This is a genomic window from Dactylosporangium sp. CA-139114, from assembly GCF_050955725.1.
Taxonomy (GTDB): domain Bacteria; phylum Actinomycetota; class Actinomycetes; order Mycobacteriales; family Micromonosporaceae; genus Dactylosporangium.
In genome coordinates this window covers 8,030,309-8,047,625 of the sequence record NZ_CP192080.1, presented here as the reverse complement: position 1 = coordinate 8,047,625, position 17,317 = coordinate 8,030,309, and the positions used below count along the sequence as shown (strand labels likewise).

The 17,317-nt window shown below is 72.3% G+C and carries 16 protein-coding genes; 14 read left to right on the top strand and 2 right to left on the bottom strand.

The genetic code is table 11. The features are described from left to right. The first annotated feature begins 146 nt into the window (after positions 1–146). From ACQP2P_RS35880 to ACQP2P_RS35815, 14 genes are all read left to right on the top strand, one after another. Complete coding sequence (locus tag ACQP2P_RS35880; protein WP_433608569.1) at positions 147–1,376, top strand: glycoside hydrolase family 5 protein; 1,230 nt, start codon at positions 147–149, stop codon at positions 1,374–1,376. A 55-nt stretch (positions 1,377–1,431) separates the two neighbouring features. Further along, positions 1,432–2,355: an alpha/beta hydrolase family protein gene (locus tag ACQP2P_RS35875; RefSeq protein WP_433608567.1), complete on the top strand. Its 924-nt coding sequence runs from the start codon at positions 1,432–1,434 to the stop codon at positions 2,353–2,355. A gap of 148 nt (positions 2,356–2,503) precedes the next feature. Continuing rightward, positions 2,504–3,685 (top strand): substrate-binding domain-containing protein, encoded by a 1,182-nt coding sequence (locus ACQP2P_RS35870; RefSeq protein WP_433619409.1) that lies wholly within the window; start codon positions 2,504–2,506, stop codon positions 3,683–3,685. 64 nt (positions 3,686–3,749) lie between these two features. Continuing rightward, on the top strand, positions 3,750–4,493 hold the full coding sequence (locus tag ACQP2P_RS35865; RefSeq protein WP_433619407.1) for an ABC transporter ATP-binding protein: 744 nt from the start codon (positions 3,750–3,752) through the stop codon (positions 4,491–4,493). Further along, entirely contained in the window at positions 4,490–5,209 is a 720-nt protein-coding gene (locus tag ACQP2P_RS35860; RefSeq protein WP_433608565.1) for an ABC transporter ATP-binding protein, read from the top strand. The genes ACQP2P_RS35865 and ACQP2P_RS35860 overlap by 4 nt, the downstream gene beginning before the upstream one ends. Before the next feature lie 263 nt (positions 5,210–5,472). After that, positions 5,473–6,360 (top strand): branched-chain amino acid ABC transporter permease, encoded by an 888-nt coding sequence (locus ACQP2P_RS35855; protein WP_433078266.1) that lies wholly within the window; start codon positions 5,473–5,475, stop codon positions 6,358–6,360. After that, positions 6,357–7,460: a branched-chain amino acid ABC transporter permease gene (locus ACQP2P_RS35850; protein ID WP_433608562.1), complete on the top strand. Its 1,104-nt coding sequence runs from the start codon at positions 6,357–6,359 to the stop codon at positions 7,458–7,460. Before ACQP2P_RS35855 ends, ACQP2P_RS35850 begins: the two co-directional genes overlap by 4 nt. Positions 7,461–7,563: 103 nt before the next feature. Continuing rightward, positions 7,564–8,322: an ABC transporter ATP-binding protein gene (locus ACQP2P_RS35845; protein WP_433608560.1), complete on the top strand. Its 759-nt coding sequence runs from the start codon at positions 7,564–7,566 to the stop codon at positions 8,320–8,322. Then, complete coding sequence (locus tag ACQP2P_RS35840) at positions 8,309–9,001, top strand: ABC transporter ATP-binding protein (protein ID WP_433608558.1); 693 nt, start codon at positions 8,309–8,311, stop codon at positions 8,999–9,001. The genes ACQP2P_RS35845 and ACQP2P_RS35840 overlap by 14 nt, the downstream gene beginning before the upstream one ends. A gap of 14 nt (positions 9,002–9,015) precedes the next feature. Beyond that, the gene (locus ACQP2P_RS35835; protein ID WP_433608556.1) at positions 9,016–10,257 is read left to right on the top strand and encodes an ABC transporter substrate-binding protein; all 1,242 of its coding nucleotides are present in this window, start codon (positions 9,016–9,018) and stop codon (positions 10,255–10,257) included. Between the two features lie 6 nt (positions 10,258–10,263). Continuing rightward, positions 10,264–11,136 carry a branched-chain amino acid ABC transporter permease gene (locus ACQP2P_RS35830; RefSeq protein ID WP_433608554.1) on the top strand — a complete coding sequence of 291 codons (873 nt, stop codon included), beginning with the start codon at positions 10,264–10,266 and terminating at the stop codon, positions 11,134–11,136. Continuing rightward, on the top strand, positions 11,133–12,065 hold the full coding sequence (locus ACQP2P_RS35825; protein ID WP_433608552.1) for a branched-chain amino acid ABC transporter permease: 933 nt from the start codon (positions 11,133–11,135) through the stop codon (positions 12,063–12,065). Before ACQP2P_RS35830 ends, ACQP2P_RS35825 begins: the two co-directional genes overlap by 4 nt. A gap of 148 nt (positions 12,066–12,213) precedes the next feature. Then, positions 12,214–13,800: an MFS transporter gene (locus ACQP2P_RS35820; RefSeq protein ID WP_433619405.1), complete on the top strand. Its 1,587-nt coding sequence runs from the start codon at positions 12,214–12,216 to the stop codon at positions 13,798–13,800. 58 nt (positions 13,801–13,858) lie between these two features. Then, complete coding sequence (locus ACQP2P_RS35815; RefSeq protein WP_433608550.1) at positions 13,859–14,494, top strand: TetR/AcrR family transcriptional regulator; 636 nt, start codon at positions 13,859–13,861, stop codon at positions 14,492–14,494. A gap of 70 nt (positions 14,495–14,564) precedes the next feature. Here the strand turns inward: ACQP2P_RS35815 and ACQP2P_RS35810 are convergent, their stop codons facing one another. Both ACQP2P_RS35810 and ACQP2P_RS35805 read right to left on the bottom strand, forming a co-directional pair. Next, positions 14,565–16,457: a helix-turn-helix domain-containing protein gene (locus ACQP2P_RS35810; protein WP_433619403.1), complete on the bottom strand. Its 1,893-nt coding sequence runs from the start codon at positions 16,455–16,457 to the stop codon at positions 14,565–14,567. Between the two features lie 10 nt (positions 16,458–16,467). Next, positions 16,468–17,235, bottom strand: a complete 768-nt coding sequence (locus ACQP2P_RS35805; protein WP_433608548.1) for a 3-hydroxybutyrate dehydrogenase — start codon at positions 17,233–17,235, stop codon at positions 16,468–16,470. Positions 17,236–17,317: the final 82 nt, after the last annotated feature.

The window sequence follows — 17,317 nt, the reverse complement described above, 5'->3', positions numbered from 1 at the left end:
GCGACCTGCGGTTGTCGCCGCGGCGCGGTCCGTCCTCCCTCAATTGGTGTACGCACATTTCCGGCATTTGTACGCTGACCGCATATGTCCGAAATCCGTAACGTGTTGACCTGCCCCGCCGTCAAAAGTGAGGACAGGTCAGCTCTATGGGTCGCACGCGCCTCTACTGGATTTCCGCACTGGTCGCGCTCGCCGTTGCCGCCGTCGCACTGGTGCCGATGCTCGTCAGCAAGAAGGACGACAAGAATGTCCACCCCGCTCGGGCGGACTCCGCCCAGCGGCTGCAGATGCCGTTGCACGCCGAAGGCTCGAAGATCGTGGACGCCCGCGGCGTGACCGTGCAGTTCACCGGCGTCAACTGGTTCGGTCTGGAGACCAACACCTTCGCCCCGCACGGGCTGTGGTCGCGCAACCTCGGCGACATGCTCGACCAGATGGTCGCGCAGGGCTTCAACTCGATGCGCCTGCCGTTCAGCAACGAGCTGTTCGACCCGGCGTCGAAGCCCAACGGCGTCGACTACGCGCTCAACCCGGACCTCAAGGGCCTGACCGGCCCGCAGCTCATGGACAAGGTTGTCGAGGGCGCGACGAAGCGCGGCATGATGGTCATCCTCGACCGCCACCGCCCGACCTCCCAGGGCCAGAGCAACCTCTGGTACACCGACAAGATCAGCGAGGACCGCTGGATCTCGGACTGGGTGAAGCTCGCCAAGCAGTACAAGAACAACCCGCTCGTGGTCGGCGCCGACCTGCACAACGAGCCGCACGGCGAGGCCACCTGGGGCGACGGCAACGAGAAGACCGACTGGCAGGCCGCAGCGCAGCGGGCCGGCGACGCGGTGCTCAAGGCCAACCCCAACTGGCTCATCGTGGTCGAGGGCATCGAGAACTACAAGAAGGCCGACGGCCAGAGCGACGGCTACTGGTGGGGCGGCAACCTGCAGGGCGCCAAGGAGCACCCGGTCAAGCTCTCCGACCAGTCGAAGCTCGTCTACTCCGCGCACGACTACAGCCCGAAGGTCTGGTCGCAGCAGTGGTTCACCGACCCGGCGTTCCCGGCCAACATGCCGGCGCTGTGGGACAAGCAGTTCGGCTACCTCGTGAAGAACAACACCGCCCCGGTGCTGATGGGTGAGTTCGGCGGCCGCTCGGTGGCCGAGAAGGACGCCCAGGGCAACAAGGACCTGGAAGGCATCTGGCAGCGCAACCTCGTCAAGTACCTCAAGGACAACGGGCTCAGCTACACGTACTGGGCCTGGAACCCGAACTCCGGTGACACCGGCGGGGTCCTCAAGGACGACTGGAAGACGGTCGACGCCGACAAGGCCGCGCTCCTGAAGACCTACCAGGCGCCGCTGGCCGCCGCGGCGCAGTAGTACCCGGCAAGGCCCTCCCTCCGCTGCTAGATTGCGCGGGGGGAGGGCCTTGCGCATGCCTGAGTCAGATACGGTCGTCGATTCCGCCGCCGGGCCGCTCAACGCGGTCCTCAGCATCCCCGACGGCCCGGCCCGCGGAGGGCTCGTGCTGTCCGACGGCTCCGGCCCGGCCGACCGCCACGCCTGGCAGGGGGTGCCCGGCTGGCTCGCCGAGCGGGGGATCGCCACCCTGCGCCACGACAAGCCCGGCTGCGGCGGCTCGCCCGGCGACTGGCGCACCCAGACCCTCGCCGACCGCGCCGCCGAGGGCCTCGCGGCGCTGACGGTGCTGCGCAAGCGGGCCGGGGTCGAGCGGGCCGGCCTGATCGGCTACAGCCAGGGCGGCTGGGTCTCGCTGCTGGCCGCCGTCACCGTCCCGGACCAGGTCGACTTCGTGGTCACCCTCGGCGGGCCGTACGTCGGGGTCGAGGAGCAGGAGCGCACCCTGCTCGCCCGGGTCATGCGCCGCAAGGGCGTGCCCGAGGAGCACATCGCGGCCGGGCTGGCCTGGGCCGACGAGCGCGCCGCCCGGCTGGCCGCCGGCGAGGACCCGGCCCAGGTGCACGCCGACCAGGCCCGCAACGCCGGCGACGACTGGGCCGCGACCGTCTGCGGCCGGCCCTACGACACCCCGGAGGAGCTCGGGTTCTTCGCCCGGATGCTGGCCTTCGACCCCGCCGCCGTGCTGCCGTTCCTGCCCTGCCCGCTGCTGGCCCTCTTCGGCGCCGACGACGAGCACGTCCCGGTCGAGCGCAGCCTGCAGGTGCTGGGGGAGCGGCTGCCGTCGCGGCACCGGGGCACGAACGCGGTCGGGGTGTTCCCGGGGGTCGGCCACATGCTGCACCCGGTGCCGCCGAGGGGTGATGTCGCCCTGTTCGAGCAGCTTTCTGCGGGGTTCCTGCCGCTGCTCGGGGCGTTCCTGGATCGGGTTGCACCATAGGGTTCCGCCGATTCTATGTGGTACGACCACATAGCGACGTGCCCGACGCCACTCCTAGCGTGTGCGAACACCCGCCAGCAGGCGCTGGCCTTAACAAGGCGTTCACACGGAGGAAGCGTTGATCAGGCAATCAGGCGCGCCGAGGCGGCTGTTGGTCGCGGCGCTGGGTCTCACGCTCGCCGCGACATTCGCGTCCGCGTGCAGCAGCCCGCAGGAGGCCGCCCAGGAGCCGGCCGGCGACGGCGCGCCCATCAAGGTGGGGCTCGTGTACTCGCAGACCGGCCCGCTCGCGTCCTACGGCAAGCAGTACATCGAGGGCTGGAAGGCCGGGCTCGCCTTCGCGACCAAGGGCACCGGCAAGGTCGGCAACCGCCCGATCGAGGTCAAGGAGGCCGACGACGCCGGCGACGCGGCCAAGGCCGTCTCGGCCGCCAAGGACCTCATCGGCCAGGGCTACAAGATCCTCGCCGGCAGCACCTCGTCCGGCGTCGCGAGCCAGATGGCCCCGCTGGCCGCGCAGAACAAGGTCCTGTTCATCTCCGGACCCGCGGCCACCGACGCGGTGACCGGCATCAACAAGTACACCTTCCGCTCCGGTCGCCAGTCCTACCAGGACGTCCTGGCGGCCAAGTCCTACCTGGCCGCCCCCTCGGGCAAGAAGGTCCTCGTGTTCACGCAGGAGGGCGCCTTTGGCAAGTCGAACGCGGACGCCGTGAAGGCCGTCATCGGCGGGGCGGGCGCCACCGTCGAGGCGATCTCGGTGCCGGCCAACGCCACCGACTTCACCGGCTTCGCGGTGCAGGCCAAGAACGCCAAGGCCGACATGATCTTCGTCGCGTGGGCGGGCACCACCGCCACCGCGATGTGGCAGGCCCTCGACCAGCAGGGCGTGCTCGGCTCGACGCTCGTCGTCACCGGCATCGACCAGCGCGCGTCCTGGCCGACGTTCGGCGCCGCCGGCTCGAAGATCTCGCTGCTGGCCCACTACTTCGACGGCGCCAGCGACAACGAGGCCACCGCGGCGCTGCGCAAGGGCGTGGACGGCGGCAAGGTCGACCTGTTCCACCCGGACGGCTTCACCGCCGCGCAGATGGTGGTCCGGTCCGCGCAGGAGGGCGGCGACGACGTCGACAAGATGGTCACCGCGCTCGAGGGCTGGTCCTTCGACGGCGTCAAGGGCAAGCTCACGGTCCGCAAGGAGGACCACGCCCTGCTCCAGCCGATGTTCCAGGGCAAGTTCAGCGGCTCGGGCGCCGACCTCAAGCCGGAGCTGGTGAAGGCGATCGACCCGGCCGACGCCGCGCCGCCGGTCGCGCAGATGAAGGGCTGAGCCGGTGGCCGAAGCCCCGGTGCCGGCGGCCGGCGGTGTCCTCACGGACGCCCCGGCCACCGGCCTGCTCAGCACCCGGCGCCTGACCTGGCGGGTGGGCGGGGTCGCCATCGTCGACGCGGTCAGCCTCGACCTCGCCGAGGGCGAGTTCCTGGCCGTCATCGGCCCCAACGGTGCCGGCAAGACCTCGCTGTTCAACCTCATCTCGGGGCTGCGCAAGCCGTCGGACGGCTCGGTGTCGCTCGACGGCCGGGACGTGACCCGGCTGGCGCCGCACCGCCGGGCCCGGCTCGGCCTCGGGCGCACGTTCCAGTCGTCGTCGGTCTTCGCCTCGCTCAGCGTCGCGGCCAACGTGCGCCTGGCCGTGCAGGCCCGCCGCGGCGGCTCGATCCGCCCCTTCCCGCTGCCGGGCCGCGACCGCGAGGTCGCCGAGCGCGCCGAGCGGGTGCTGTGGCGGGTCGGGCTCGACCACCGCGCCGACGCGAACGCCGGCACCCTGGCCCACGGCGAGAAGCGCAAGCTCGAGATCGCGCTGCTGCTCGCGGGCGAGCCGCGGGTGCTGCTGCTCGACGAGCCGATGGCCGGGGTCAGCGCCGAGGACGTGCCCGGCCTGGTGGCGCTGATCCGCACCCTGACCCGCGAGGAGCGGCGCAGCGTGCTCATGGTCGAGCACCACATGGACGTCGTGCTCGACCTGGCCGACCGGGTCGCCGTCATGCACCACGGGGCGCTGCTGGTCTGCGACACCCCGGACGTGGTCATGGCCGACCGCACGGTCCAGGAGGCGTACCTGGGGGAGAAACTGTGACCATCCTCGACATCACGGGACTGGATGTCCGCATCGCCGGCTCGCACATCCTGCAGGGCGTCTCGTTCGGGGTCGCGCCGCAGGGCGTCACCGCGCTGCTCGGGCGCAACGGCGTCGGCAAGACCACGACCCTCAAGGCGGTGCTCGGCCTGCTGCCGCGCGGCGCCGACCTGGCCGGCGAGGTGCGCTTCGGCGGGCAGCGGGTGACCCGGCAGCAGACCTTCCGGCTGGTGCGCGACGGGCTCGGCTACGTGCCCGAGGACCGCGGCGTCTTCGGCGGCCTGACCGTGGCCGAGAACCTCCGCCTCGCCGAGCGCCCCGGTGCCGCCCCGGACTACGAGCGCGTCTACGGCCTCTTTCCCGAGCTGCAGCGCCGCGGCCGGCAGCGGGCCGGCACGCTCTCGGGCGGGCAGCAGCAGATGCTCGCGATCGGGCGGGTGCTGCTCAACCCCAACCGGCTGCTGCTCATCGACGAGCCGACCAAGGGCCTCGCGCCGAAGGTCGTCGGCGAGGTCGCGGCCGCCCTGCGCGCCGTCGCCGAGGTGGTGCCGATGCTGCTGGTCGAGCAGAACCTCGCCGTCGTGCGGCGCCTGGCCCAGGACGCGGTCGTCATCGCGGCGGGCAAGGTCGCTTACACCGGACCGGCGCCCGAGCTGCTCGACTACACCGAGAAGACCAAGTCGCTGCTTGGGGTCGGAAAGGCAGGCCACGCATGAGCGGTACGGAGCGAAGCGGAGTGGCCGCTCATCAGGGGCGCAGTTCTGGCTCAGGCCGGCGCCGGAGCGAAGCGGAGGTGTCGGCATGAGCGGTACGGAGCGAAGCGGAGTGGCCGCTCATCAGGGGCGCAGTTCTGGCTCAGGCCGTCGCCGGAGCGAAGCGGAGGTGTCGGCATGAGCGGTACGGAGCGAAGCGGAGTGGCCGCTCATCAGGGGCGCAGTTTTGGCTCAGGCCGTCGCCGGAGCGAAGCGGAGGTGTCGGCATGAGCACCATCGTGCTGCTGACGCTCACCGGACTCGGGCTCGCCGCGCTGTATTTCCTGGTCGCCTCGGGCCTGGCGCTCGTCTTCGGCCTCGCGGACGTGCTCAACTTCGCGCACGGGCTGTTCCTCTCCGTCGGGGCCTACGCCACCTGGTGGGCGGCCGGGCACCTGCCCGGGGCCGGGCCGAGCGGCTGGGGCTTCGCGCTCGCCGTGCTCTTCGGCGTCGTGTGCGGGACGGTCGTCGCCGCGCTGGTCGAGCTGGTGCTCATCCGGCCGCTGTACCGCCGCACGATCGAACAGGTCCTCGTGACCGTCGGCCTCTCGCTGGCCGGCGTGGCGCTGCTGCAGGCGTCGTGGGGCAGTGACCCCCGGCCCTATCCGCGTCCACAGTGGACACAACAGCTGACCACGATCGCGGGGGCGCGCGTGCCCAACGACCGGTTCCTGCTCATCGGGGCCGCGGTCGTCGTGCTGCTCGGGCTGCTGGCCTTCCTGAAGTACACCCGGATCGGTCTGGTCATCCGCGCGGGCGTCGAGGACCGCTCGATGGTCACCGCGCTCGGCATCGACGTGCGGCGCGCGTTCACCCTCGTGTTCGCGATCGGGGGCGCGGCCGCGGCCCTGGCCGGCGCGCTCGGCGGCGTGTTCACCGGCGCGATCTCGCCGACCGGCGGCAGCTCCCTGCTCATCTTCGGGTTCATCGTCGTCGTCATCGGCGGCATGGGCTCGGTCACGGGCGCCGCCTACGCCGCGGTCGCGGTCGGGCTGCTGCAGCAGTTCGTCAACTACACCTCGTCGGGCCTGGGCGACATCTGCGTCGTCGCCCTGCTCGCGGTCGTGCTCCTCGTCCGTCCCCAAGGGATCACCGGGAAGGTCGCCACCTCATGACGACACAGACCGCCCAGTCCGCCCGCAGCGCACCGGCCCCCGCGCCGCGCCGGGGCCGGGTCCCGCTCGCCCGCTTCGGCCCGCTCGTGGCCCTCGTGGTCCTCGCCGTGCTGCCGTACTGCGGCCTGCGGCTCCCCGGCGTCTTCGACTCGGCCGTCAACGCCCCCGGCACCCTGCAGCTGCTGGCGCTGTGCCTGGTCTTCGGCGCCCTGGCGATGGGCTACGACCTGCTCTTCGGCCGCACGGGGATGCTCTCGTTCGGCCACGCGCTCTACTTCGCGGCCGGGGTCTACGGCACCGACATGCTCGTCACCAAGGCCGGCTACGGGCTGTGGACCGCGATCCTGCTGGCCGTGGTCGGCACCGCGGTGCTGGCCGCGCTGCTCGGCGCGATCGCGCTGCGCACCGGCGGGATCGCGTTCGCGATGGTGACGCTCGCCTTCGCGCAGGTCGCCGCGATCACCATCGGGCGCAACCCGGGCGGGGCCACCGGCGGTGAGGAGGGCCTGCCGATGGACTCCTCGAAGGTGCCGGACTTCCTCGTCGGCGTGGCCAACACGGTGAACCTGTACTGGCTCGCCCTCGCCGCGCTCGTCGTCACCGTGCTCGTCGTGCACGCGATCGGCGACTCCCCGGCCGGGCGCGTGCTGGCCGCGATCCGCGACGACGAGCGCCGGGTCGGGGTGCTCGGCCTCGACCCGTACCGCTACCGCCTCTTCGCCTTCACCGTCGCCGGCGGCCTCGCCGGGCTCGCGGGGGCCATGTACGCGCTGCTCATCGGCGGCGCGACCCCGCACATCGCGGCCTCCGACCAGACCCTGACGCTGCTGGTGATGGTGGTGCTCGGCGGGCCGGGCACGCGCTGGGGGCCGCTCATCGGCGGGTTCCTGTTCACCTACCTCGACTACCGGCTCGTGGCCCTGGGCGACTCGGACGCGGTGGCCGGGCTGCCCGGGGTCCTGCGGGGGCCGCTGTCGCAGCCGCTGTTCATCCTCGGCACCGTGTTCATCCTGGCGGTGTACTTCTTCCCCGGTGGCCTGGCCGGCCTGCGCACGCGACTGGGCCCGTTGGCCAAGTGGATCCCCGAGCGCCGCACATAGCTTTATATGTAAATATGTGGATTGCCTCCGTGGTGACCTGAGGAGTGGCGGCCGTAGCTTGTGACGGCCGTCACTTCTCGTTGTCCAAGGGGGTGTGTCCCGCATGGATGGTTCCGCGCTCGTCGCGCGCGGCCTCACCCGCGACTTCCGGGGCTTCCGGGCCGTCGACGGGGTCGATCTCGATGTCGCGGCCGGTGCCGTGCACGCGCTCGTCGGGCCCAACGGGGCCGGCAAGACGACCCTGTTCAACCTGCTGACCGGGTTCCTCGCGCCGACCGCCGGGCGCATCGAGCTCGCCGGCCGGGACATCACCGGGCTCGCGCCGGAGCGGGTCGCCCGCCTCGGCCTGGCCCGCTCGTTCCAGATCGCGAGCCTCTTCCCGCAGCAGACCGTGCAGGCCCACGTCGAGCTGGCGCTGCAGGGCGGCACCTCCCTCGGCTGGGCCTTCTGGCGCTCCGAGCGGCCGCTGCGGCGCTTCCGCGACGGCGCCCTGCACCTGCTGGAGCGCGTCGGGCTCGCCGCGTGCGCGCAGGAGCCCGCGGGCCGCCTGCCGTACGGGCGCAAGCGGGCCCTGGAGCTGGCGATCGCGCTCGCCCTCGACCCGACGGTGCTGCTGCTGGACGAGCCGACCGCCGGCATGGGGGTCGAGGACGTCGAGCGGACCGTCGAGCTCATCGCGGCGGTCCGCGACGGGCGCACCGTCGTGCTGGTCGAGCACAACATGCGTGTCGTGGGCCGGCTCGCCGACCGGGTCACGGTCCTGCAGGCCGGCCGGGTTCTCGCCGAGGGACCGTACGAGCGGGTGCGCGCCGACGAGCGCGTGGTCGAGGCCTACCTGGGCAGCGCCGATGCTGCGCATTGAGGGGCTGTCCGCCTGGTACGGCGAGGCGCGCGTGCTGCGCGACGTCGGCCTGCACGTGGCCGAGGGCGAGGTCGTGACCCTCTGCGGGCGCAACGGCGCCGGCAAGACCACGCTCCTGCGCTGCGTCATGGGCCTGCACGCCGGCCAGTCCGGCACGGTCGAACTGGCCGGGCGGGACATCACGAGACGTCCGCCGCACGCCCGGGCGCGGGCCGGCCTCGGCTGGGTGCCGGACGACCGGGGCGCCTACGCCACGCTCAGCGTCGCCGAGCACCTGGCGCTGCCGCCGGTGGTCGGGCCCCGCCCGTGGAGCCTGGCGGCGATCCACGAGGCGTTCCCGAACCTCCACGAGCGCCGTCGCAGCGCGGCGACCACGCTGTCCGGCGGCGAGCAGCAGATGCTCGCGCTGGCCCGGGTCCTGCGGATGGGCGCCACCGTCCTGCTCTGCGACGAGCCCACCGAGGGGCTCTCGCCGCTGCTCGTGCGGCGGGTCGGCGAGATCCTGCGCCGGGCCCGCGACCACGGCGTCACGGTCCTGCTGGTCGAGCAGAACCTGCGCTTCGCCACCACCGTCGCCGACCGCCACTACCTGCTCGCCGAGGGCCGTATCGCCGGCGAGTTCGACAACGCCGACGTGCGTTCCCGCGAGGACGAGCTCCTCACCCACCTGGGCATCTGACCGGAGGTACACCTATGCAGCGTTTGGTTGTTCTCGGCACCGCCGCGGTCCTGCTGCTCGCCGGGTGCGGCGGCGGTGGCCCCCGCTCCTCGGGCGGCGGCGGGCTCACCGGCGGCAAGATCGTGCTGGGCGTGCTCAACGACCAGTCCGGCGTCTACGCGCAGCTGTCGGGCAAGAACTCCGTCGTGGCCGTGCAGATGGCCATCGACGACTTCAAGGCCAGGTACGGCGACAAGGCGATCACCACGAACATCACCGTGGAGACCGCGGACCACCAGAACAAGCCCGACGTCGCCAACACCCGGGCGAGCGAGATGTACGACCGGCTCGGCGTCGACGCGATCCTCGACGTGCCGACGTCGTCGGCCGCGCTGAAGGTCGCCGACGTCGCCAAGCAGGCCAGGAAGCTGTACTTCAACATCTCCGGCGCCACCACGGACCTGACCGGCAAGTCCTGCAACAAGTACACGTTCCACTACGCCTACGACACCGCGATGCTCGCCAATGGCACCGGCACCGCGGCCACCCAGGCCGGGGCCAGGAACTGGTACATCGTCTACCCCGACTACGCCTTCGGCCAGGACATGCAGAAGTCCTTCACCGCGGCGGTCGCCAAGGGCGGCGGCACGGTGGTGGCCAGCGACCCGACGCCGTTTCCCAACGACAACTTCTCCACGTTCCTGCTCAAGGCGCCGACGCTGAACCCGAAGCCGGACGTGCTGGGCACCATGCAGGCGGGCGCCGACCTGGTGAACCTCGTCAAGCAGTACAACGAGTTCAAGCTCAAGGACAAGGGCATCGGGCTGGCCGTGGGCCTCATGTTCCTGACCGACATCCACTCGCTGACCCCCGACGCGCTGGCCGGCACCACCTTCACCGACGCGTGGTACTGGAACTTCGACGAGCGCAACCGCGCCTGGGCCGACAAGTTCGCCGCGCGCACCGGCGGGCAGCGCCCCACGTTCGCCCACGCGGCCAACTACTCCGCCGCGACGCAGTACCTCGAGGCGGTCCAGGCCGCCGGCACCGACGACGCCGACGCGGTGGTCAAGCAGCTCGAGGGCAAGAAGGTGGACGACTTCTTCCTGCGCGGCGGCGAGTTCCGGGCCGCCGACCACCGGGTGCTGCACGACGCGTACCTGGCGAAGGTCAAGCCGGGCGCCGAGGTCAAGGAGGCGTGGGACTACGAGCAGATCGTCAGGACCATCCCGGCCCAGGAGGCCTTCCGCGCCCCGTCGCCGGACTGCCGGCTCTGATCCGCGATGGGCCTGCTCACCCACACGGTGAACGGACTGGTCGGGGGCGGCTTCTACGCGCTGCTCGCCCTCGGCCTGGCCGTCATCTTCGGCCTGCTCCGCGTGGTCAACTTCGCGCACGGGGCGTTCTACATGCTCGGCGCGGTCGGGGCCTTCTTCCTGCTGGACTCGCTCGGGCTGTCCTTCTGGGTCGCGCTGGCGGTCGTGCCGGTCGTGCTCGGCCTGCTGGGCGTGGCGCTGGAGCGCACGGTCGTGCGCCGGCTGGCCGCCCTCGACCCGCTCTACAACTTCCTGCTCACGTTCGGCCTGACGCTGATCCTGCAGGACGCGGTGAAGTCGCGGTACGGCACGCAGTCCAAGCCGTACGGGGCGCCGGCCGGGCTCGGCGGGACGGTGGACCTCGGGGCGTTCGACTTCCCGGCGTACCGCGTGTTCGTCCTGGCCGTCGCGGTCGCGCTGTGCGCCGTCGTCTGGTGGGTGCTGGCGCGCACCCGGGTCGGCATGGTCGTGCGGGCCGGGATCGAGCGGCCCGAGCTGACCCGGGCGCTCGGCATCGACGTGGGGCGGTGGATCGCGCCGGTGTTCGGCTTCGGCGTGGCGCTCGCGGCGCTGGCGGGGGTCCTGGCCGCGCCGGTGCGGGCGGTCAACCCGCTCATGGGCGGCGACCTCATCATCGGCGTCTTCGCCGTCGTCGTCATCGGCGGCCTGGGCTCGGTCTTCGGCTCGGTGGCGGCCGGGTTCGCCATCGGGCTGCTGCAGGCCTGGAGCGAGGCGTACGCGCCGCCGCTGCTGGCCCAGACACTCATCTTCCTGGTCATGGCGCTGGTCCTGCTGGTGCGCCCGGCCGGGTTGTTCGGTCGCGAGGAGGGCACGGCATGAGGCGGGCACCGCGGTTGATGCTGGTGACTGCCGGGGCGGCGGTCGCGCTCTGGCTGCCCAACGGGCTCTATCCGGCGGTGGCGGTGGACATGCTCTGCTGGGCGCTGTTCGCCGTCGCGATCGACCTGCTGCTCGGCTACGGCGGGCTGCTGTCCTTCGGGCACGCGGCCTTCTGGGGCACGTCGGCGTACACGGCCGGGCTGATCGCGGCCCGGCTCGGGGCGCCGTTCCCGGTCGCCGTGCTCGGCGGGGCGCTGACGGCGGCCGCGCTGGCGGTGCCGATCGGCTGGCTCGGGGTGCGCCGCAGCGGGATCTACTTCGCGATGGTCACCCTCGCGTTCGCCCAGATGATCTACTACCTGGCCAACGCGTGGTCCTCGGTCACCGGCGGCGAGAACGGGCTGCAGAGCGTGCCGCGCGAGCTGTTCGGGCTCGACCTGTCCGACCCGTACTACTTCTATTACGCGGCCCTGCCCATCGTGGCGCTCGGCCTGCTGCTGGCCTGGCGGATCGTGCACTCGCCGTTCGGGCGGGTGCTCGTCGCGGTCCGGGACAACGCGAGCCGGGCGCGGGCGCTGGGGTTCGCGGCGGCGCGGTACAAGCTGCTGGCCTTCGTGCTGTCGGCCTTCCTCGCGGGGCTCGGCGGCGGCCTGTTCGCGGTCGCGCACGGCTTCGTCGCCCTCGACGTCCTGCACTGGACGACCTCGGGTCAGGGCGTGGTGCTGGTCGTGCTCGGCGGGATCGGCACGCTGTGGGGCGGCGTGCTCGGCGCCGGCCTCGTCGTGAACCTCACCGACCAGCTCTCCCAGGCCGGCTTCGACCTGGTCGGCCTGGTCACCGGCGGCATCTTCGTGCTGGTGGTGCTGCTGTTCCGGCGGGGGCTGTGGGGCACGGTCGCCGGTGTGTTGCGCAGGTGGCGCCGCGTGTGACGGGACGCACTTTTCAATACGAGACGGTTCCGTATCGCGGCTGGGAGGGCTACGTTGATACGGAACTGTTCCGTATCGTTATCGCGTTCCGACCAGGGGGAGCAACACCGTGAGCGCACCTACCGCAAGCGCGGCGCCGGGCAATGCCGTGGCGCCGGCCAACACCGGGCATCCCCGCCGCTGGGCCATCCTCGGCGTGCTCGTCATCAGCCTGCTCGTGGTCGTCCTGGACAACACCGTCCTCAACGTGGCCATGCGCACCATCGCCGACCCGCAGAAGGGCCTGGGCGCGACCCAGAGCCAGCTCGAGTGGGCGATCAACTCCTACACGCTGGTCTTCGCCGGCCTGCTCTTCACCGCCGGCATCCTGGCCGACCGCCTCGGGCGCCGCGTCACGCTGACCGTCGGCCTCTCGCTCTTCGGCATCGCCTCGCTGGTGTCGGCCTACGCCGGCTCGGCCGACCAGCTCATCTGGGCCCGCGCCCTCATGGGCCTCGGCGCCGCGGCGGTCATGCCCTCGACCCTGTCGATCATCGCCAACGTCTTCGACCCGCGCGAGCGCGGCCGCGCCATCGGGGTGTGGGCCGGTGCCGTGGGCCTCGGCGTGGCCATCGGCCCGATCGTCGGCGGCCTGCTGCTCGAGCACTTCTGGTGGGGCTCGGTCTTCCTGATCAACGTGCCGATCGTCATCGTCGGCCTGGTCCTGGTCAACGTGCTCATCCCCGAGTCGCGCGACCCGAAGCCGGGCCGCATCGACTTCGTCGGCGTGCTGCTGTCCATCGTCGGGCTCACCCTGCTGACGTACGGCGTGATCGAGGGCGGCGACCACGGCTTCGGCAAGATCGAGTCCTGGGGCACCCTGGCCGCGTCGGTGGTCGTCCTCGCCGCGTTCGCCCTCTACGAGCGGCGCATCGAGTTCCCGTCGCTGGACGTGAAGCTGTTCGCCAACCGGGCCTTCAGCACCTCGACCGCGATGATCGGCCTGGTCTTCTTCGCGGCCATGGGCATCATGTTCATCAGCGCCTTCTACCTGCAGCTGGTCCGCGACTACGGCCCGCTCGCCTCCGGCGCCCTGTTCGTGCCCTTCGCGGTGGCCCAGATGATCTTCGCCCCGCGCAGTGCCGCCATGGTCAAGCGCTTCGGCCCGAAGGCCGTCGGCACCACCGGTCTGCTGCTGGTCGCGGCCGGCCTGTCCGCGTGGATGTTCATCCAGGCCGACACGCCGATCTGGATCGTCGGCGCGCTGTTTTTCCTGATGGGCGTCGGCATGGCCAATGTGATGCCGCCCGCGACGGAGGCGATCATGTCCGCGCTTCCCCGTGAGAAGGCCGGCGTCGGATCGGCCGTCAGCAACACCATTCGTCAGGTCGGCGGGGCCCTCGGCGTGGCCGCGCTCGGCGCCGTCATCTCCTCGATCTACCGCGACCACATGGCGTCGGCCACCGGCAACCTGCCGGCCGCGGCGCGCAACGCCGCCAACGAGTCGATCTCGGGGGCGTACGGGGTCGCCGAGCACGCGGGTGCCGCGGCGCCGGCGCTGATCCAGCACGCCAACGACGCCTTCATCACCTCCATGCACTACGCGGCCATCGGCTCGGCGGTCTTCGCGCTGCTCGGCGCGGTCGTCGCCCTGCTCGGCCTGCCCGGCAAGCGCCCGGCCGACGCGCCCGCGCCCACCACCGCCGAGGGCCTGGCGGAGGAGCAGGGCGTGGAGCTCGTGGGCGTAGGCGACTGACGGCCGGGAGGAAACCGGTGAGTAGCTTCGGTGTGAAAACTCGGTAACAATGGAAACCATGACGCTCAGCGTGGACGCGGTGGCTGACCAGGACCGGAAAGGTCCCGGCCGGCCCCGCAGCGCCCGGGTCGACGAGGCGATCGTCGAGGCGGTGTTCGAGCTGCTCAGCTCCGGCCAGAGCGCGGACGCCATCTCGATCGAGGCGGTCGCCGCGAAGGCCGGCGTCGGCAAGGCGACGATCTACCGCCGCTGGGCCAACAAGGAGGCGCTGCTGATCGACGCCGTCCTGGCGATGAAGGGCCCCATGCCCGAGCTGAAGGGCGAGTCGGTCCGGGGCGACCTGATCGTGCTGATCGCGGCGATGCGCAACAAGCGCATGGCGCAGTACGGCAAGGTCACGGCCTGTCTCATGCCGGAGCTGTTCAAGAACTCCGAGATGACCCGGGTCTACCAGGGCGTCGTGGAGCCCCGCCGCGAGCTGATGCGCGGTGTGCTGCGCCGCGGCATCGCCTCGGGGGAGCTGCGCGCGGACCTCGACGTGGAGCTGGCGCTGCTCGTCCTGTCCGGCCCGACGCTGGCCCAGAACATGCTGCGCTGGAACCCGAACGTGCCGGACGAGGGCTTCGCCGAGAACCTGGTGGACTTCGTGCTGCGCGGTGCGCTCGCGGTGCCCTCGCCCGACGGTCTCGCCTGACGCGTCACCCGTTCTCCGGCAACGGCCCGGTCGTGCCTCTCCTGGCGCGGCCGGGCCGTGCTGCCGCGCGTCAGGACGACTGGAGGCGGTGCAGGCGCAGCGCCAGCTGGACCTCCAGGGCCCGCTCCGGCTTCTGCCAGTCGGGGCCGAGCAGCTGGGCGATGCGCTCCAGGCGCTGCGTCACCGTGTTGACGTGGACGTGCAGCAGCTCGGCGGCCCGGGCCAGGCTGCCGCCGACGCCGAAGTACGCCTCCAGCGTCTTCACCAGCGCCGTCCCGCGCCGCATGTCGTAGTCGACCACCGGCCCGATCGTCGCGGCCAGGAACGACTGGACGTCGCGGTCGCGCCCGTCCGGGGCCGAGCCCAGCAGCAGCCCGACGAAGCCGAGCTCCGCGGTGCTCGCGCCGGTGCCGGTGCGGCCCAGGGCGGTCAGCGCCGTCACGCAGCGGTCGGCGTCGCGGTACGCCGCGGAGACGGCCTCCGGGCGCACGGCCGGGCCGCCGGCGCCCGCCGTGATCGGGCGGCCCAGCACCTTGCCCAGGTCCCGGGCGACCGCCCGGGCCGCGTCGCCCGGCGCGTCGCCGGGCAGCAGGAGCACCACGTGGCCGTCGCGGGCCGCGGCGAGGCCGGAGCGGCTGTGGGCATACGTCTGCGCCCACGACACCGCCCGCTGGCGGATCGAGCCGCCGGCGAGCGCATCGGCGCCGATGGCCACCACGACGTTCGGGGCGTCCAGGTCCACGCCGAGGCGCTTGGCCCGGGTCCGCAGCGCGTCGGCGTCGCGCACGGGGCGGGTGATGACGTCGTCGAGCAGCTCGCCGCGCACGCGGCCCTCGGCCTCGGCGACGGTGCGCCGGAACAGCTGCAGCAGCGCGGTCACCACCGCGGCCCGCTCGAGGATGCGCTGGTCGGCGTCGACCAGCGGGCGGTCCGGGCGCATGACCAGGGCGCCGAGGTTCTCCGCGCCGGCCACGACCGCGGCCACCCACAGCTCGCCGCGGCGCACGCTGCGCCCCTCGGTGCGGGAGGCGGCCAGGGCCTCGGCGATGGCGCTCGGCTCGGGCCGCTCCAGCTCGCCGACCAGCGCCACGGTCCGGCCCTCGGCGTCGAGCACGAGCAGCGAGCCGCCCAGCACCTCGACCACCACCGCGGCCACGTCCTCGACCCCGGCGCCGCGCAGCACGAGGGCGGTCATGCGGTCGTGGGCCGCGGCCGCGCGCTCAACCGAGTCGCTGTGCGCGCGGATCACCTCGTTGGCGGTGGAGAGCTCGGCGAGGGCCTCCTGCGTCTCGCCGAGCAGGCGGGCGGTGTCGATCGCGACGGCGGCGTTGGCCGCGAGCGAGACGAGCAGCGACACCTCCTCGCGCGCGAACGGGCGGGCGGAGCGGTTCGCGGCGTACAGCACGCCGATGATCCGCGCCCCGAGCCGCAGCGGCACGCCCAGGATCGCGATCAGGCCCTCCTCGCCCACGCCGGTGTCGATGTCGCCGGTGTGCCGGAAGCGCGCGTCGCGGGGGTAGTCGGCGGTGACGTACGGGCTGCCCGTCTGCGCCACCAGCCCGCCGAGCCCGGCCCCCATCGGCAGCCGCAGCGCCTGGAAGTGGGCCGAGATGGAGCCGTCGGTGACGCGCATGTAGGTGTCGCCGCGGGCCTCGTCGTTGAGCGTCATGTACGCCACGTCGGCCCCGAGCAGCGTGCGCGCCCGGTGCACGATGGCGGCGAGCACGGCGTCGACGTCGCGCAGCCCGGCGAGGTCGCTGGCGGTGTCGAAGAGCCCCGACAGCTCCTCCTCGCGGCGCCGGCGGCGCTCGATCAGGGCCCGCACCCGCAGGGCGACGACCTTGCCCTGCTCCAGCTCCGCGATGCGCTCCGCGGGCAGCCCGGCGCCCCGGGCGGCGACCAGCGGGCCCTCGAACTCGACGGCCGCGGCCTCGCGGGCCAGTAGCTCGAGGTACTCCAGCATCGTCACGTGCCTAGTGTGCGGTCCAGCCGCCGTCGATCGACAGCGAAGTGCCCGTGATGAACCCGGCGACATCCGTGCAGAGGTACGCGACCAGCTCCGCCACCTCCGCGGGCTCGATGAGCCGCTTGATCGCCGCGCTCGTGAGCATGATCTTCTCGACGACCTCGGACTCGGGGATGCCGTGCGTGCGGGCCTGGTCGGCGATCTGCCCCTCGACGAGCGGGGTGCGCACGTAGGCGGGGTTGATGCAGTTCGAGGTCACCCCGTGCGGGGCACCCTCGAGCGCCACGGTCTTCGACAGGCCCTCGAGGGCGTGCTTGGCGGTGACGTAGGCGGCCTTGAACGGCGACGCGCGCAGCCCGTGCACGGAGGAGAGGTTGACGATCCGGCCCCAGTTCCCGGCGTACATGTGCGGCAGCACGCCGCGCACCAGGCGGAAGGGCGCCGTGACCATGACCGCCTGGATGTAGGCGAAGCGGTCCGGCGGGAACTCCTCGAGCGCGGCCACGTGCTGCAGCCCGGCGTTGTTGACCAGGACGTCCACGTCCGAGCAGTCGCGCAGGACCGCGTCCAGACCGGCCGGGTCCGACAGGTCGGCCACCACCGGTACCACACCGTCGAGGGTCTTGAGGTGGTCCTCGTCGCGGTCGACGGCCACGACCCGGGCCCCGGCGGCCACCAGCCGCTCGGCGACGCTGCGGCCGATGCCGCTGCCGGCCCCCGTGACCATCGCGGTGCGGCCCCGCAGGTCCAGCGCGACCACATGCTCCGTCGTCATGGCCGGAAACGTACGAGGCTTCGCTCCGCCGTCCCATGGGGGAGGACCACATACCTTTACCCCACTCGGTGTGTGTGTCGTG

Coding starts and splice junctions, on each gene's coding strand:
- ACQP2P_RS35880 (WP_433608569.1), top strand. CDS start 147: ATGGGTCGCACGCGCCTCTACTGGATTTCCGCACTGGTCGCGCTCGCC.
- ACQP2P_RS35875 (WP_433608567.1), top strand. CDS start 1,432: ATGCCTGAGTCAGATACGGTCGTCGATTCCGCCGCCGGGCCGCTCAAC.
- ACQP2P_RS35855 (WP_433078266.1), top strand. CDS start 5,473: ATGAGCACCATCGTGCTGCTGACGCTCACCGGACTCGGGCTCGCCGCG.
- ACQP2P_RS35850 (WP_433608562.1), top strand. CDS start 6,357: ATGACGACACAGACCGCCCAGTCCGCCCGCAGCGCACCGGCCCCCGCG.
- ACQP2P_RS35845 (WP_433608560.1), top strand. CDS start 7,564: ATGGATGGTTCCGCGCTCGTCGCGCGCGGCCTCACCCGCGACTTCCGG.
- ACQP2P_RS35840 (WP_433608558.1), top strand. CDS start 8,309: ATGCTGCGCATTGAGGGGCTGTCCGCCTGGTACGGCGAGGCGCGCGTG.
- ACQP2P_RS35835 (WP_433608556.1), top strand. CDS start 9,016: ATGCAGCGTTTGGTTGTTCTCGGCACCGCCGCGGTCCTGCTGCTCGCC.
- ACQP2P_RS35830 (WP_433608554.1), top strand. CDS start 10,264: ATGGGCCTGCTCACCCACACGGTGAACGGACTGGTCGGGGGCGGCTTC.
- ACQP2P_RS35825 (WP_433608552.1), top strand. CDS start 11,133: ATGAGGCGGGCACCGCGGTTGATGCTGGTGACTGCCGGGGCGGCGGTC.
- ACQP2P_RS35815 (WP_433608550.1), top strand. CDS start 13,859: ATGACGCTCAGCGTGGACGCGGTGGCTGACCAGGACCGGAAAGGTCCC.
- ACQP2P_RS35810 (WP_433619403.1), bottom strand. CDS start 16,457: ATGCTGGAGTACCTCGAGCTACTGGCCCGCGAGGCCGCGGCCGTCGAG.
- ACQP2P_RS35805 (WP_433608548.1), bottom strand. CDS start 17,235: ATGACGACGGAGCATGTGGTCGCGCTGGACCTGCGGGGCCGCACCGCG.